This window comes from Caenibius tardaugens NBRC 16725 (genome assembly GCF_003860345.1).
GTDB lineage: Bacteria > Pseudomonadota > Alphaproteobacteria > Sphingomonadales > Sphingomonadaceae > Caenibius > Caenibius tardaugens.
Genome location: NZ_CP034179.1, coordinates 1,194,598 through 1,211,048 on the forward strand (window position 1 = coordinate 1,194,598; position 16,451 = coordinate 1,211,048).

At 62.0% G+C, this 16,451-nt stretch carries 9 protein-coding genes; 6 read left to right on the forward strand and 3 right to left on the reverse strand.

Going from position 1 to position 16,451, the window contains the following annotated elements; genetic code table 11:
* Nucleotides 1-86 precede the first annotated feature (86 nt).
* On the forward strand, nt 87-785 hold the full coding sequence (locus tag EGO55_RS05435; protein WP_021691249.1) for a pirin family protein: 699 nt from the start codon (nt 87-89) through the stop codon (nt 783-785).
* 114 nt (nt 786-899) lie between these two features.
* Here EGO55_RS05435 and EGO55_RS05440 read toward each other — a convergent pair whose 3' ends face one another.
* The 3 genes from EGO55_RS05440 to EGO55_RS05450 all read right to left on the reverse strand — a co-directional run bounded on the left by EGO55_RS05440 (nt 900) and on the right by EGO55_RS05450 (nt 6,218).
* The gene (locus EGO55_RS05440; RefSeq protein ID WP_040716882.1) at nt 900-3,215 is read right to left on the reverse strand and encodes a TonB-dependent receptor; all 2,316 of its coding nucleotides are present in this window, start codon (nt 3,213-3,215) and stop codon (nt 900-902) included.
* Nucleotides 3,216-3,289: 74 nt separating this feature from the next.
* Nucleotides 3,290-4,408: a tyrosine-protein phosphatase gene (locus EGO55_RS05445; protein ID WP_021691247.1), complete on the reverse strand. Its 1,119-nt coding sequence runs from the start codon at nt 4,406-4,408 to the stop codon at nt 3,290-3,292.
* Nucleotides 4,409-4,895: 487 nt separating this feature from the next.
* On the reverse strand, nt 4,896-6,218 hold the full coding sequence (locus EGO55_RS05450) for a TetR/AcrR family transcriptional regulator (RefSeq protein ID WP_052023757.1): 1,323 nt from the start codon (nt 6,216-6,218) through the stop codon (nt 4,896-4,898).
* 232 nt (nt 6,219-6,450) lie between these two features.
* On the opposite strand from EGO55_RS05450, the gene EGO55_RS05455 reads away from it, so the two are divergent.
* Genes EGO55_RS05455 through EGO55_RS05475 form a run of 5 tightly spaced genes read left to right on the forward strand, consistent with a single transcriptional unit; the run spans nt 6,451 to nt 16,331 of the window.
* Nucleotides 6,451-7,101: a hypothetical protein gene (locus EGO55_RS05455; RefSeq protein WP_021691245.1), complete on the forward strand. Its 651-nt coding sequence runs from the start codon at nt 6,451-6,453 to the stop codon at nt 7,099-7,101.
* 15 nt (nt 7,102-7,116) lie between these two features.
* Nucleotides 7,117-12,738: a cupredoxin domain-containing protein gene (locus EGO55_RS05460; RefSeq protein WP_021691244.1), complete on the forward strand. Its 5,622-nt coding sequence runs from the start codon at nt 7,117-7,119 to the stop codon at nt 12,736-12,738.
* The gene (locus tag EGO55_RS05465; protein ID WP_021691243.1) at nt 12,731-14,536 is read left to right on the forward strand and encodes a hypothetical protein; all 1,806 of its coding nucleotides are present in this window, start codon (nt 12,731-12,733) and stop codon (nt 14,534-14,536) included. The genes EGO55_RS05460 and EGO55_RS05465 overlap by 8 nt, the downstream gene beginning before the upstream one ends.
* Nucleotides 14,533-15,138 (forward strand): SCO family protein, encoded by a 606-nt coding sequence (locus tag EGO55_RS05470; RefSeq protein WP_021691242.1) that lies wholly within the window; start codon nt 14,533-14,535, stop codon nt 15,136-15,138. The genes EGO55_RS05465 and EGO55_RS05470 overlap by 4 nt, the downstream gene beginning before the upstream one ends.
* Nucleotides 15,120-16,331: a c-type cytochrome gene (locus EGO55_RS05475; RefSeq protein ID WP_021691241.1), complete on the forward strand. Its 1,212-nt coding sequence runs from the start codon at nt 15,120-15,122 to the stop codon at nt 16,329-16,331. The genes EGO55_RS05470 and EGO55_RS05475 overlap by 19 nt, the downstream gene beginning before the upstream one ends.
* The last annotated feature ends 120 nt before the right edge of the window (nt 16,332-16,451 follow it).

Sequence of the window (16,451 nt, forward strand, 5' to 3'; positions counted from 1 at the left end):
TATTATCCCACTAATCAAGAGGATGGGCAATCACTAACTAGGTTCTCGACCGGTCACCGATTCACGGGGGCCACTGGAGACAGACCATGATCGAACTTCGTCCTTTCGACAGCCTCGGCGGCGCCAATCACGGCTGGCTCGACGCCAAGCATCATTTTTCCTTTGCGGACTATCACGATCCCGCGCGCACCAACTGGGGCAATCTGCGTGTCTGGAACGACGATACGATCGCGCCACAAACCGGCTTTCCGCCGCACCCGCACCGCGACATGGAAATCATCACGTATGTTCGTGAAGGCGCGATCACGCACGAGGACAGCCTCGGCAACAAGGGCCGCACCGAAGCCGGTGATGTGCAGGTGATGAGCGCCGGGACGGGCATTCGCCATTCGGAATACAATCTCGAAGATGTGACGACAAAGATTTTCCAGATCTGGATCATTCCGACCCGCGATGCCGCAGCCCCGCAATGGGGTGCCAAGCCTTTCCCGAAAGGGGAACGTTCGGGCAAGTTCGTCACTTTGGCGTCAGGCTTTGCAAACGACAGCGATGCCCTGCCGATCCGCACTGATGCGCGCGTCCTCGGCGCTTCGCTGAAAGCGGGGGAAACGGCCGAATACCCGCTGGGCGATGGTCGTCGCGCCTATCTCGTCCCGGCGACGGGTGCGGTGCAAATCGACGATATCGCCGTCAACGCCCGCGACGGTGCGGCAATCCGCGATGTGGACATGGTGCGCGTCACGGCGCTGAAAGACAGCGAAATCATCCTTGTCGACACCGTTTGAAATGACGGAAATGCGGGGCCCGGGCCTATACCCCTGACCCCGCATTCCCCCTCAAGGCCAGCATGTGCGGTTGCCTCGGGGCAATCGGCAACAGCACATGCCTTTGGCATCCCTCTAGAATTCGATGGTCATATCCAGACCATAGGTTCGCGGCTGACGGAAGAAGCCGACGATAACGGACCCCACGTCCGCCGCAAATTCCAGGTTCTTCTTGTCCGTTATATTGCGCACGAAGAACGAAACCTGCGCCTTGGCCCCGCCCAGATCGATGTCACTCAACGATGCCCTCGCGTTCACCTGCCAGAACGCATCGAGAGTCACGAGATCGTTGAGCGCTGCGCTGGCATAGGCCTCCTTTGCCGTGAGCCGGGTCGTACTGCGGTAGGTCCCGTCCAGTCTGAAGGAAGCCGTCCCGACATTCTCGATCGGCACGCTCAACTGGCCGAACACCTGGCTGGTCCAGCGCGGCCGGCTGGTCGGGATAAGGCTGTCGGCCACGTCTTTCCTGACGCCGCCCACAACCTGTATGTATTCCTTGTACTTGAAATCCGTGAAGGCAAGGTTGCCGCCGAACGTCAGATAGGATGTGGGTGCGGCCGTGACTTCGAGTTCAAGGCCCTTGATGTTGGCCTTGCCGGCATTTTCAATAAAGGTGACGCCCTTCTCGAACAGGGTGACCTGCAGGTTTTTGTACTGTGAAACATAGGCGGCCGCGTTAACCCGCAGTCGCTTGTCCAGAAGGTCGGCCTTGATCCCGACTTCGTAAGAGGTCAGCTCTTCCGGCTCGAACGGAATGGCGCTGCGGATACCCCCCGCGATATAGCCGGTGGAAACCTTGCCATAGGCCATGACATTGTCGGTTGGGCGATAGGTGACGGTGGCCAGCCAGTCGGTGTGCTTGAACTTCCGTTTGACGGCAAGGCCAGCGGGAAATGCCGAAGTTACGTCGCGGTAATAGCGGGAATCCTTGGTAATGCGTGCGCCAGCCGTGACATCGAGCCGATCCGTGATGTGCAGCGTCCCCTGCATGAAGGCCGCGATCGACCGGTTGCGCGCCACCGTTGCCATATAGGGCACGGCACGCGGCGCAGGATCAAAGTTGGGGATGGCGGTGAAGGAAAACTGGTTGAACAGCGAAGGAATACCATCGGCATTTTCCACGAAATAGAAGGCACCTGCGACGATATCCAGCAGACGGGTCTTGGCCGTGATCTGGAATTCGTTGGTGAACTGCCGTTGTTTTTGCGGCGATCCGCCGACTGTCGCGAGAATTTTGTATGGTTGCCCGCTGCCGGACGGATCGCGCAAGGCATTGCCGCCGCCGATATCATTGCCGCCAACATCTTCGTCAAAGCCGCGCCAGGCCGCAATATTCTTGATCTCGACCGTGTCCGACAAGGCCAGGCTTGCGGTAAGACTGTGGCCGAACACTTCCAGCGTGTTCACGGACATCATATCGTTGGCCAGTGCACCAAGACGTTTGGTGCTGACCAGATTCATGCCGCCAAGCGCGGGCTGGGCCGCATAGATCGCTTTGGCCGCTGCGCCGCCCGAACCTTCGCTGAAAGCCAGAACCTGGACGCCGGGTTGCGTTGCCTTGCGGTCGGTATAATCGAAACGATAATCGAGCTTCAGCGGGCCGCCGTTATCGAACCGCACCGCCGCTTCAACCGCATCGACATTCTGCATCCCGAGTGTCTTTGCCGATACGATCTTGCCGACATGGCCGTTCGAACGCCGGGTAAAATCCCATGCGACACCGGGGGTCAGATTGCGCACCGAACCGCGCTCTTCATCGTGCAAATAGGTCAGCGATGCGGACAGGCCCTGCCATTCGGGCGTATCAATGCGCGCGCGCAGGCGGCGGCCCGCATAATTACTGATCGATACATCCAGCTTGGCCGCCAATTCGCCACGCGGCCCCTTGGTGAGGATATTGATCGCGCCGCCCGTGGAATTGCGGCCGAACAGCGTCCCCTGCGGCCCGCGAAGCACTTCGATACGTTCGATCTCGGCAAGATCGAACAACGAACCATTGGCCCGGCCGAGATAGACATTGTTGATATACATGGTGATGCCCGCATCGACCGTCAGCCCGGTGGAACCGGTTGTAATGCCGCGCATCTGCATCGCTGGCAGATTGGCGCTGCCCGACTGCCCGTTGACAATCAGCCCGGGGGCAAGTGCCGACAGATCGCGCACATTCGTGACCCGCGCATCTTCAAGCGCCTGCTTGGACAGGGCGGTCACCGCGACCGGCACGACCTGCAAATTTTCGGCCTGCTTTTGCGCGGTGACAATTATTTCCTCAAGGCGCCCCGAACTGGCGCGCCCATCCCCTGCCTCCTGCGCATAAGCCAGACCAGGCACCATCGCAGGCCCACATGCCGTGCCCACGAGCAGAGCGATACGCATGACACGATTTACCATTTTCACACCCGGATCTCCCCAATTTTTTGTCGTTTGCTACTGTTTTGAATACGATCGACCTTGCCCGCCGCCGCTCATTGTCCTGGCTGCAGAAATTTCGTCTTCAGATCGGAAATGACCCGGTCATCGAGCCCGAGCCCCTGCTTCAAATAGTTGTCGAAAGTGCCGAAAACGCGCGTGACTTCGTCAAAGGCGGCGTCGAGATAGGCCGCATCGACGCGTTCCAGCGGAACGAACGCCGTTCCTTGCCCGTGAGCGCCAGCCTCAATTTCGTGTTCCCGGTAACGGTTGCTCAGCAGATAGTCCGCATAGACCGTTTCGCGCGGTACCCCCAGAAGCGTGAGCAGCACTGCCGCGCCCCAGCCGGTGCGATCCTTGCCCGCCGTACAATGGAACAGGACCGCTCCATCCCCATCGGCGGCCAGCGTATGAAACAGCCGGGCATAGGCCTGCCGTGCGGCAGCCGATGACACCATGGCCCGGTTCAACTGAACAATCGCATCATATTCACGCCCGCTGGCGATCAACGAACCGACATCGACTTGTGGGTCTGAAGCGTCTGCAAAGACATCTGCGACCACATAACCGGCTCCACCCGGAAGCACGTCAGGCGCGACTGTCCGCTCCTGCACATGCCGCAAATCGATGACGGTTCGGATACCCAGGCGATCGAGCGCCTGCCGATCGGCACGCGTAAGCCCCGCCAGGGCATTGGAACGATAGATTGCCCCCATGCGCACCCAGTCGCCTGCCGCAGTGCGATACCCCCCGGCATCGCGCAAGTTGGACAAGCGACGGCTCGAAATATCGCGTTCCGCCAGCACAAGGGCAGGCCCGCAGTCGGGCGTCAGGCGGAAGAACGGGCGCTGCCCGGCATGCCGAACGGGAATAACAACTCTGCCTGAGGCTGCCCCATGCCAGCCCGCCTTGTCCCGTTCTGTCAACGTGCGGCCTGCCAGCGACACGACCACCTGCGTGGTACCGATGGCCTGCCAACTGACGACATAGCCCTTTGCCGTATGCTGGACATCAGCCGTAACGAAGGAGGCGCCCAGCCTCCCAATCCCGTCGGTTACCGGGCACATTTCCGCAGCGATCGCCCGTCCATCAGAAAAGAGGCCGTTCGCCGATACCGTCCAGCCCGCCACGAGGCATGCAGCAGCGCAGCGCATACCCTTGGCCTCAAACGTCATGACCTGCCACCAGCAACCTCACCATCTGCCCCGCACCATATTAGGTACACTCGACATATATAAGGTATATTTGACATATTAAGAGTCAATATGAAAAATTCATCACCACATAAGGCGCGTAAATTCCCGATTTATCGGTATATTTTATGGATAAATTTGAACATCTTCAAAAAGGAAAACGGCAGTTTTTATTATAGGTACATATGAAATATCATGCGGCGTTGAGCGACAACGAGTCTCGCTGGCGGTCATGGATGGCGAGAATGGAGATGCAGCCTCAGCCACAAGATCGCGCGCATGATTGCCACCGCCGGTTCCGGGAGAACCCGCGGGATACCCAAAGGCCAGACCACCCGGCGCGATACCTTTATCCACCCCATTCCCGACGCGGACAGGTGATCGTCATGGCAGAGCCATCATGATCAGTGAGCGCACAGCCCCCGACTATCGCCAACATGCGGCATGCCGATTGGGCGCACACTGCACATCATGCGGCGATATGGAATTCCGCCACCGCAGCCACGCCCAGACGCTCCCGTATTGTCGGCACACGCAGACGCAGAAACGCCGCCGCCCGCTCCGGATCGCGGCTGGCCTCAGCCAGGAACCCCGCCCCAAGGAGCCAGATGGAGAAAAGATGCCGCCTGAAATCATCCGGGTGGAGATGAAGACTGGCTGGCGGATTGCGCCAGAAATGCCCGCCTCTCATCATGCGGATAGACCAGGCGTGAAACTGAAACTCCGGCTCTGTCGCCCCCGCGCTCAGGGCCTGAAAGGACAACAGATGCGCCCGCACACCCGCGATATCCGCCAGCGCGACAGACAGCGTCGGCTCTTCCTCGTTTGCCAGTGTACGCCCCGGCCACGCCTGCCGGCTGTGTATCAGGCGATAGGCACCGTAAAAGATCTGGGCGCTCGTCGGGATATGATAGGACACCACGGATACCGATGTCTTGGCCTTGGCCGCCAAGGCACGATAGGTCATGGCGGTCAGCCCGCCTTCCGCAAACAGGGCAACGGCTGCCGCATAGAGCGGCTTCGGCATATTCGACGGACGTCCCGGGCGGCTTGGCGCAGGCGGCTTCTCCTGCGCCAGAATGGGCGCCAGTTCCGCATTTTCGCGACCGAACCAGAACGGCACCTCGGCCAGATCATCTGCGACCAAACCGCGTTTATAGGCGACGGCCTTTTCCATCACCTCCTGATTGACCAACGCGATATTCGGCATCTTCGCACAGCCAAGGGATAAAAGTTCCAGCCCAAGGGACACTTCTGCCAGAAAGCGCCTGTCATAATGCGCGCCCGCAAGCCTGCGCACCGCCAGCAACCGCGAGGCAACCCAACCGCGCGCTGCCGCGCGCCCACTGCCGTGCCTCGCCAGATGGGCAGCGGCCGTAAGCTCCCCCACCGTTTGTCCGTAGAACACCCCCAGACGGTGCCCCAGTGCGGCGCCCAGACGTGCCGCTACGTGATCGTCATGACGCCTGACAGCAGACTGCACGCCATCCTCATCCGGCATCTCCAACGATGCCGCCGCGCGCAGCAGGATCTGTTCGCACGCCTGATTCAGCAGGTCGCCAAGCGAGGCGAAATGGTGCTGTACCGTCGGCAGGGTCACACCCGCCGCCTCCGCCGCAGCACGCAGGGACAGGCCGCGAATGCCGGAAACCTCAAGAATGCGCACCGCCGCCTGCAGGACCCGTTCGCGCCCACCAATGGCTTCCCCACCCGATCCATCCCGCTTGTCAGCAGCAACCGATCTGCCGCGAACTGTTTTGCCGGATTTTCTGGTTTCGGTTTGCGCAGACATAGAGGCTTCGTAACGCTTTCCCGACTGCCAACGCAACATCAGGCCTTCCCCGTCCGGGGATTGCGGTGCGCAGCACAGGGCATGATCCCCACCCTGACGGAACCTGCGACGACGTGGGCAAGCAAGATCGCGTCAAAGCGATATATTGAAAAACCTCTGCAAGCGTGTCATCTTCCGACTCACGTTAATATAATTACAGAGTCGCATTCACTCCACTCGGGGGAGACAGGTAATGGCGGCGACTGTGCAGACTTTTTCCAGAGATCGACTTCCCTCTGATTTCGGATCGGAAGGCAGAATCCGGTTTATCAAGGATTTTACCTGGGGCTGGAAAGCAAAAGACCGGACAAACGTCGAACCCGGCACAATCATATTACCGCAAACTTCCGGATTTTTTTGTCTTATTGACGATCCACGCCACAATGGCTCCGGACTTCGCAAGTATCCGGGTTCCGATATGACACAATTCTCCATCGTTCATGGTGATGGAACCGTGACATACGGCAATAAAGGCGCGCGCCTGTATTGGGCCAATGTCACCATCCCTCCGGGCGGAAAACTGCAGTTTCATTATATTTTCCTGCGCGGCGAATGGAACAATCCGCACAACGCCTTCGCGCAGTTCCTTGCGGTCGCAAACGACGGCAGGGTCATCACAAAACGCAAGATCGCGCAAACCTGCGATCCTGGCCCATCGGAAAGCGGCACGTATTATCGCTGGCGCGCGTTCGGACCCGTAGAATTCGCCCAGGGCTTTTCCGGCGCACTGCAATGGGTCGTGAGCAATGGCCAGCGCTGCAACAACGGCGACGCGCACGTCGATGCCGACACCGATCTCTATCCATCGGCGCTGGCACTGGATTTTATTTCAATCATCGCCTGACACAAGGAGGGGCACATGGTGGAGGACAAACCGCATGGTGCAGGTGTCCGGCGACCATTCCGGCTGCATCGGCTCGCAATCGCTGCCGCCGGTCTGGCGTTCGCCCCGTTGACGCCCGCCGCCGCAGAATCCGTACGCGCCGAAACCACAGAGAATACCGCCAACGGGACGCAGCCTTCTGCCGCCGGGGGCCGCGTGGTCTATGCCGATGTCGTCGCGATCAACCAGCCGCTCGTTTACAACCGCTTTGGGTCCACCAATCCCTGGGGCATGATCTATGCCCTGCGCGATCATGTTGAAGGCTGCACCCGCGCGCCCGGGCGCCCGGGCGGGGTCGAAGATGCCAGCAAATGCCGTCCGGGCAGCGCCATGCTCAAACCCGACATCCGCCCGCGGCCGCTGGTCCTGCGGATCAATGAAGGCGACCGGCTGGTCGTGCGGTTCCAGAATCTGCTGATGCCCATGCCATCGCGCACCCGCCCGCTTACGCCCGATGCGGTGGGTGGTGTGACAATCCCCCCAGCCCTCGTCACCCCGCAAAAACTGGTGGAAGCGGTCGAACCGGGCGAACCACCCGAACAGGAAACGGTTGATCCCCGCACCATTCCCGATCCCCCGAACGATCCCACCACCCGCCTTGCCAGCATCGCCATTGTCGGGCTGCGCACAGCAAATGGTGCGGATGGCACCGCAACCGGGTTGATCGGCATCGCGCCCGGGGCCACCACCGAATATACCTGGTTTGGCGACAAGCGCGGCAGTTACTTCTTTTCCAGCCTTTCCGCCGTTCAGGGCGGCGAAGGCGATGGCGGATCGCTGACGCACGGGTTGTTCGGCATGGTGGTTGTCGAACCGGCAGGGGCACAGGTCTATCGCAGCCAGATTTCCGCAGAAGACATGGCCTGCCTGCGCAATGAGGCGGGCAAGGGTGACGGCTGCGAAAACAGCGCGGCGGCAGGTCCTGTCAACTACCACGCCGCACGCAACGGCAAACCCGTTGCCGCCATGCTCCTGAGCCAGAGCGACGGCAGCTTTCGCATTATCCATTCCGATCTGACGGCGATTGTTGCACCAGCCGTGCCCGCCGGTGCCGCCCCTTGCGCGCACAAGGCATCGGCCACCGACAATGACAGGGGCCGGATGGACAGTTGGCGGCGGCCTGCGCATTGCCCCTACCGCGAATTTTCGATCATCTTTCATGATGAACTGAAAACGGTTCACGCCCCGGCCTATGCCATTCTCAACGGCCCGACGCTCGATCCCGGCAACCCGCGCGATACCTGGGACAAGGCGCAGGCACGGCACAAACAGATTGTTGGCGCGCGCGATGGCTTTGCCATCAATTACGGCGCCAGCGGCATGGGCACGGCCCTGATTTCCAACCGTGCGGGTGTCGGCCCGGCGCGCAATTGCGTGGATTGCGCCTACGAAGAGTTCTTCCTGCAAAGCTGGGCGAACGGCGATCCGGCCCTGTTACCACAATATGCCGACGATCCCAGCAACGTCTATCACAGCTATCTCGGCGATCCGGTGGAGTTTCACAACGTCCACGCCGGCCCGAAGGAAACCCACGTGTTCCATCTGCACGCCCATCAGTGGCTGTCGCAGGAAGGAAACAGCGCGGCCAATTATCTCGACAGCCAGACAATCGGGCCATTCCAGAGCTTCACCTATCAGATCGAATACGGGGGCAGCGGCAACCGCAATCTCGGCCCCGGCGATTCCATTTTCCATTGCCATCTCTACCCCCATTTCGCGCAAGGCATGTGGGGCCTGTGGCGCACGCACGACGTGTTCGAGGATGGCACCCGGCTGCTGCCCGATGGCGGCGGACTGAATGCGGTACCCGGCACCACCCTGACCGAATGGCAGGGCCCGGGGACCGATCCGCTCACCGGGCAGACACCGAAAATGGTGCATGCCAACGGTATGGTGACCGGCGGAACCCCAATCCCGGCGCTTGTCCCCCTGCCCGGCATGGCGCTGGCCCCGCAACCCACTTACGCCGCGAACGGTATGCCCGGTTATCCCTTCTATATTCCGGGCAAGCCGGGCTTTCGTGCGCCGCAACCGCCGCTCGACATGGCGCAAGATGGGGGGCTGCCGCGCCACATCACCGGTGCCGGTGTCCGCACGGCCTTTGGCGAAAAGCTGGGCAACCCGGCCACGGCCACGCGCCTGCTTAACAAGGGGCTGGAAAATGGCGATCTGACCTTCGAAATCGAACAGGTTGCGCTCACCATTCTGCCGCAAACGGGCACCGCGCTGGAACGCGCGGCCATGGCTTTCCATGCACAGGCCAGCACTGCCAACGGGTTTCGCCTGAATGGCCGTCCGGCCGCAGCCGGATCGCCCTATGGCAATCCCTGTCCAGCCAAGGCACCACACGTGCAGTACAATGCCTCCGCGATTGAAACCAACCTGCTGGTCAACCGCTACGGCTGGCACGATCCGCAGGCGCGCATCAATGTTCTGGACGGCGATCTGCCGAAATTCCAATGGGCTGCACAACGCAGTACCCGCACACCGCAAGCGGCCGATCCCTTCTTTTTCCGGGTGCATTCGGGCGATTGCGTCACTTTCCGCCACACCAACCGAACGTCCAGCAAAACCGGGCGCGATCCGTTTCAGGTGGCCGCCCCGACCGACATTATCGGCCAGCATATCCATCTGGTGAAATTCGATGTCACATCGTCCGACGGTTCCGCCAATGGCTTCAATTACGAGGACGGTACGCTGGCATCGGGTATTATTGCGGAACTGATCCATGCGTCGTCCGTGCCCGGCGGATCGGTCACCGGGGAAGACGGCAACCCGGCCGTCTTGACGCTGCCTGTCGATCCCGAGGCGCGCTATCAGGCGACCTACCAGAGATGGTGGGCCGACCCACGCCTTGATGCTGCAGGCAAGGACCAGACGCTGGGCACGGTGTTCACGCACGACCATTTCGCGCCCTCCAATATCCAGCAGCACGGATTCTATAACGCGCTGATTGTCGAGCCGAAGAAATCCCGCTGGCGGCATCCCGATGGCACGCCCATGCCCAAGCTGGGGCCCGACGGATCGGGGGGGGCGGTGGGGACGCAAGCGATCATCGCCACGCCATCATCGTCGGGCGCAGCCGCCTATCTGCGCGGCAACCGCCGGGAATTCGTGCTGGCCGTGGCCGATTTCGCGCTGCTCTATGACGGCAGCGGCCCCAACAGCGCCTATGCCATCGACGATTATCCGACTGCGGATGGCGATCGTGTGACCTTTGCCGCCAATGGCCGCCCCATCGCCCCGCCGCAGCGGCCGGAAGCGATTTCCGTCGATCATCACGATCCGTTTCTGTTCAACTACAAACTGGAACCCATGCCGGTGCGTATGGGCGATTACAGCCAACGCTGGCACCAGTACACCGGGCAGAAGGGCGATGCGGCTTACGCCTTCTCGAGCTTCGTACACCGGCAGACCGACGCATCACTCGCCCCCGTACTATCGGCAGCATTGCCAAAATGCCCCGGCACCGGGCGGCGCACTGATCTCGACGCGATCGACCAGCGCTGCAATCACACCGATGGCGATCCCTCCACCGAAATTTTCGAAGCCTACGTCGGCGATAAGGCGATTGTGCGGCTGATACAGGGCGCACAGGAAGTGCAACACGTTTTCGAGGTCAACGGCCTGTCATGGCGCCGCCAACCGGGCGATCCGGCCAGCCCGCGCGTGGCATCGCAGGAAATCGGCATCTCCGAACACTTTGAAATGGATCTGGATATGCCGCTCTCCTCGCGCACGTTCCACGCAGTCGAACCGGTGGACTTCCGTTATGGCGCAGGAACGGTCGACGCCACCTGGAACGGTGCCTGGGGCCTGATCCGCACCTATCCCGATCGCAAGCGCGCGCTCGACCCGGGCCGTGGCGATTTCTGGCAGAACCGTACCCTTGCAGCCCATGACGCGGCGGCAGGCCCAGCGGCACGCCCGGCAGTGCGCCCGCGCGTGGCCTGCCGCCTGGCCGATATCGACGGCAAGCGCGCCACAGACTGCGACAGAAACGGTGCCTATGCCGCGGAAGACGGCGGTTCGGTGCGCACGCCCCTGGGCACCTATTCCGTGCTGCGAGGCGAAATGCTGCCCGATTTCACCAAGGCATCAGGCATGAAGCAGTTCCACATACGCAAGTTCTGCATCGCGGTGAAACAGGGCGAAATCGTCTACAACCGCCGCGAACGGATCAGTGATCCACAAGGTCTGCGATACGAGGCGGTGACCGACGACACGATGACCGGTGTGGAAAGCGGCCATGTGTTCACCCCGGCCGATGTAGCCAACGAAGTCGCGCTGCAACAGATCGTACAAACGATGCGTTGTGAAACCCCGCATCCCGCCACACGCACCAGCCCGCTGGTCCTGCGTATGAACGCGGGTGATTTCGCCATTGTGGATCTGCGCAACGATCTGCCTTCCGCAACGGTATCTTATTCGCAAACCGGCAATTCGGTGCTGCCGCCGATCGTCCCCTCATCCAGCCAAACCTCCCCAAGCGGCAAGGATATTTCCGATCGCACCGCGGCGGACCGGCTTGATCCGAGCAGCCGTGTGTCCATCGTGCCCCAACTGGTCACACATAACCTGCGCAATTCCGCCGGTATGGCCGTGGGCGCCAATGAAACGGGCGACGAAACGTCCGGTGAGGTGCTTCATACCGGCTATGCCAGCGCCGATCCGGCGGGGCGTCATGCGCGGCAGCAGATATGGTTTGCCGGTACCTTTGCCACCTTACGCAAGAAATCGGCACCATCCGGCTTCCGCGCGTTCACCCCGTTTGCCACCGATCGCGGCATGGTCGCCGCACTTGCCTCGCTTGCCGATCCTGTGAAACATCCCGGCATGGGGCTGGTCGGGGCGCTGGTTATCGAACCGGCCGGTGCCACGTGGCAGATCGATCCCGGCGATCCCACACTGGCGCGGGTCACATTGGCTGACGGACGCAGCCACCGCGAAGCCGTGCTGGTCTACCAGGATGGCCTCAACCTCAAGACTGAAACGGCGCGCCACCGGGAGCCCGGCGGCCCGCTGACGCCCGAAGAGCGTGCGGGCACGGCCACCATTCCGGATTGCCATATCTGCGACGATACCTACGACAGCGGGGATATTGCGGTGAATTACCGGACCGAACCGTTCTGGGCCCGGCTCAACCAGAGCTGGCGCAGCGACAAGGTCAATCCGGAAACCGGCCAGCCGATGCTGGTGGACCTCAATGCCGTGTCCATACCGCGCGATATCTGGTTCAACCCGGTCGGCGGGGCGGGGTCAGGCGCAAAGATCGAAACACCCGTTATCCCGGTGATCGACGGTGAAACGCTGGTCATCCATGCCGTCCATCCCGGCGGGCGGGCACGCCAGCGGGCACTGGTCACCAATGGCCACCGGTATCTTGATCATTCCCTGCCCAAGTTCGGATCGCCTGCATCGGCGCTGCTCGCCCCGCGCAAGGCAACCAGCGCCGTGATCGACCGGGTGGAACACGGGTGCTGGCTATGGCGCGATGGCCCGGCCCAGTTCGTCGGCGGGGGCGCATGGGGCATGATCGTGGCACAGACGCAAGGCGTGAATGGTTCCGTCGATCAGGTTTGCCCTGCGCATGACTGAAACCCGTACGTTTGCACACCGCTGGACATTGCTGCTTACCATGGCTCTGGCTGTGCCGCACCCCGCAGTCGGCGAGGAACAGGCAGCGGCAGGCCGCTTCATCACCGTGTCTGTGGTGGGCACCGACACCACGCGGAAAAGCGGCATCCCCCAGCCGGACAAGGCCGCACGCATCACGGTCAGCCTGCGCGATCCGGCCAGCGGCTTTGCCATGGGCGGGGTGGGCGTGGCCGCATGGATCGTCCCCGATGACGGGCAAAGCTGCGAAGACTGGTACGCCCGCGTCGGGCGGGTGGGCGAACTGCCCGCCAATGTCATCCCGCTGCTGGGTTTCGACATCGTACAGGCGACACAGGACCATCGGCTGGCGCTGGTCGATCCGCTGCTGGACCTTGCCAGCGCCAATATCCGTTCGGTGACGACGCTCCCCGCCCCGATCAAGGCGTGGAGCGTGGCCGCCGACGGGCAAACGCTGGCCATTATCGATGCAGCGACAGGCGCATTCTCGCTGATCGAACCGGCTTCGGGAAGCGTCCACCCTGTCGCCTTGCCTGCGCCGGTCCATGCATTGGCAAGTGATGACAAGGGCTTCTGGGCAGGGTTGGACAATGGGCAGGTGCTGGCGATCAGCCCCGATGGGACTCTCGCCCCCGTTCTGCCGCTTGGGCAATCGCCTGTCATGATTATCCCCGCCCCTCTGGCAGAACCCGTGGCGCTGTCTGCCGATGGCCACGCACGCCGGTTAGGTTCTGCCGAGGGGCCTGCCATAACCTTCCCCGGCCCGGTTCGCGGCGGGGCAATTGCGCCGCTGGCTAACAGCCTGTTCGCCTTGTCGGAAGACGGGCAGCACCTTTATGTTACGGACCTCGATAATCCCGAGACCTCCGCCCGCATCGCCCTGGGCTTTCCTGCGGACCGGATCGCGGCCAATCCGTCAGGCCGATGGATTGCCCTGGCAGACAAAGCGGGCGCAACCATCGCTATCCTCGACACGCAAACCATGCGGGTGCGCTGGACCATCGCCATGCCCGATCCGGTGGTGGAAATGACGTTCAGCGATGCCTTTCTCTATTTGATGCATCGCCATCAGGGCGGCGTTACCCGGGTGATCTTTGATCCTGACGGATCGGCCCCGGGCCTCGCCGCCATTGCCGCCGGGGTTGCTTCGGATGAACCCCAGACGGCCGGGCCTCTGCCCCGGCTGGTGCGCATTCCCGCTGGGGGTGTGCTGGTGGCCAGCAACCGGGAACGGCGCGCCTATATCGTATCGGAAAGCGGCGCACAGGCGGCCATGGCCATGGTTCCTCTGCGCGCCGGGCTGACCGCCGGAGTGGTCATCCGCCAGCGGGGCATGCTGCCCGGTGCCACACGCGGGACCTATACCGGGCGGTTTACCGCGCCCGCCGCCGGATCGTACAAAGCGATTATCCGCACGGATGCGCCCGAAATGCTGCAATGCCAGAACTTCACTGTCGGTAGCCCCTCACCACGGCAAATCGCCACTGCAAAGCCTGCGCAACCTGCATCGGGCGCGATGTCCGCCACAGTCGAAGGCAATGCCATCCGCATCCGGCTCTCCGGTGGTGTGGTCAGCGCATCGCGCGCCATGCTGATGCACCCGGGTGGCGGATGGCGGCAATTTCTCACCCCTGACAAGACCGGAACGGACGTGATCCTGCCCATGCCTCAGCCATTGCCCCCGCCCGGCCCCTATCAGCTTTACGTCGAAGTCACGCGCGCTGACGGGGCAAGCGAAACGCTGAATACCACCCTTGACTGGAAAGGCCCCCAATCATGACCCCCCCGCACCCGGGCGGCCTTACCCGACGCAGCGTTGTGACAGGCGCGCTGGCCGCCGCGTTCATATCAGGCGTCAGCCCATCCAGCGCCATGGCCGCCAATGCGCCTGCAGCCCGTTTCCCGGTGCGGCTGCGCGACATGATGGTCACCGATGCGCGTTCGCGCACCCGCTTCATGCTGCTGCGCGATCTGGTGCGGGATCGGGTGGCCGTGATCAGTTTCATGTTCACCGGATGCTCCACAATATGCCCGATGCAGGGCAACCTCCTGTCCGGCGCGCAAAAGCGATTGGCCCGCGAGATGGGTGAAACCGTAATCTTCGCCTCCGTCTCGATCTCGCCGCTGACCGATACGCCCGAAGCGCTGGTCCAGTTTGCCAACACCTATGCCGCAGGGCCCGGATGGCATTTCCTGCGCGCTGGCGTGCCCGAAACCCAGCGCTTTCAGGAAGGGTTCGACGGCCTCGTGCCCCGGATCGAAGATCACCCGCCGATGATAGCCATCGGCCGCACCAGCAATGCAAGCTGGAGCAGGCTGTACGGTACCCCTTCCCCCGCACAGATTGCCACAGAAGTGCGCCGATGGCTTGCCCGCGCCTGACTTTTCCCCTTCGCCTGCTGTGTGTGGCGCTGCCACTCCTGTTCGCCGCCCAGGCCGATGCAGCAGGCGATGATCCCGCCATTGCCATCGGGCGCGATATCTATGAACGGGCACTTGGGCATGACCCAATCGCCGTGAGATTCGCTGGCGGAGACTGGATGCCCGCCGCACCGGGGCATGCCTGCCGATCCTGCCACGGCGATTCCGGTGAAGGGGGAAGCGAAGGGACGATCGTTGCCCCCGCACTGCCTCCGCTTGCCGCCAAGGCCGGTGATCGCTGGTCCGTCTGGCTGGATAACGCCCTGCGCCGCCACAAGGGGCTGAATGGACAGCCCCTGAATGCCGGAATGCCGGAATACCAGCTTTCGCCATCGGACAAGGCCAGTCTGGGGGCTTATCTGCGTGCCTTGCCGCAAGTGGACGTGCCCGGCGTCAGCGCAGACACCGTCACCATTGGGGTCACATCCCGGAATGCCGGCCTCAGTCCCGCAGGGCTCAGAATGCTCTTTGCGGAACTCGACAAGCTGGCAGTTTCCATCAACGGACAGGGCGGGATATTCGGGCGTCGCATACGTTTTTCCGAACAATCCGGGGCTATTGATGCCTTGCTCAATCTGGTGTGGAGCCGCGACGGCACGACATCGGAGCCCACATTGACCATACAGCCTCTTGAAAACAACGTGACCGGAGGCCCCATTTGCGGCGCTCTCGATCCTGCCCAGGCGGACCGCACGCGCACCCTGATCAGTTGGAGCGAGAAACAGGGAATGCCAGCCGCCATAGCCGGTGAGAGCGGTGAGATTGCGGGAAAAGCGATTGTCATCCCGCACGACTACACGATCACATCAGAGCAAATGTCTGGAGCAAGCGTGGTCTATGTCCCGGCGGAGATCGCCAAACGCTGGCCCCCGGCCATGCAAGCCGGCCATGTGCGGATCTTCGCACCGGGCGACCTCGCGAAACGAACCGCGTTGGCGGCGACCTTGATCGATGAAAATGCCGCCAACCCACGCGATGCTCTGGTCGCAGGCATCTATCTGGAAGGCGTCACCCTCATTGTCGATGCACTGAAAGACACGGGTCGGCGTATTCGCCGAATGGGTTTTTGCGATACATTGCGCAATCTGTCGCGCGCCCGGCAATCGATCTCGATCATTACCGAAAACGACGTCCTCGTCACTCCAGTGGAGTGAGGACAAGAGGTATCACGCCCCGGGGCAGCGAGGCAGCCCCAGACTTACCCCTTTCAATTGAAAGGCATAGCGAATCGCAATTCGCTGCAGACCCTGCCAATGCCAAGGCACCAGGGATCG

Bases quoted from the DNA above. Each gene is read 5' to 3' on its own strand.
- EGO55_RS05435 (WP_021691249.1), top strand. From the start codon at position 87: ATGATCGAACTTCGTCCTTTCGACAGCCTCGGCGGCGCCAATCACGGC.
- EGO55_RS05440 (WP_040716882.1), bottom strand. From the start codon at position 3,215: ATGGTAAATCGTGTCATGCGTATCGCTCTGCTCGTGGGCACGGCATGT.
- EGO55_RS05445 (WP_021691247.1), bottom strand. From the start codon at position 4,408: ATGACGTTTGAGGCCAAGGGTATGCGCTGCGCTGCTGCATGCCTCGTG.
- EGO55_RS05450 (WP_052023757.1), bottom strand. From the start codon at position 6,218: ATGTCTGCGCAAACCGAAACCAGAAAATCCGGCAAAACAGTTCGCGGC.
- EGO55_RS05455 (WP_021691245.1), top strand. From the start codon at position 6,451: ATGGCGGCGACTGTGCAGACTTTTTCCAGAGATCGACTTCCCTCTGAT.
- EGO55_RS05460 (WP_021691244.1), top strand. From the start codon at position 7,117: ATGGTGGAGGACAAACCGCATGGTGCAGGTGTCCGGCGACCATTCCGG.
- EGO55_RS05465 (WP_021691243.1), top strand. From the start codon at position 12,731: ATGACTGAAACCCGTACGTTTGCACACCGCTGGACATTGCTGCTTACC.
- EGO55_RS05470 (WP_021691242.1), top strand. From the start codon at position 14,533: ATGACCCCCCCGCACCCGGGCGGCCTTACCCGACGCAGCGTTGTGACA.
- EGO55_RS05475 (WP_021691241.1), top strand. From the start codon at position 15,120: ATGGCTTGCCCGCGCCTGACTTTTCCCCTTCGCCTGCTGTGTGTGGCG.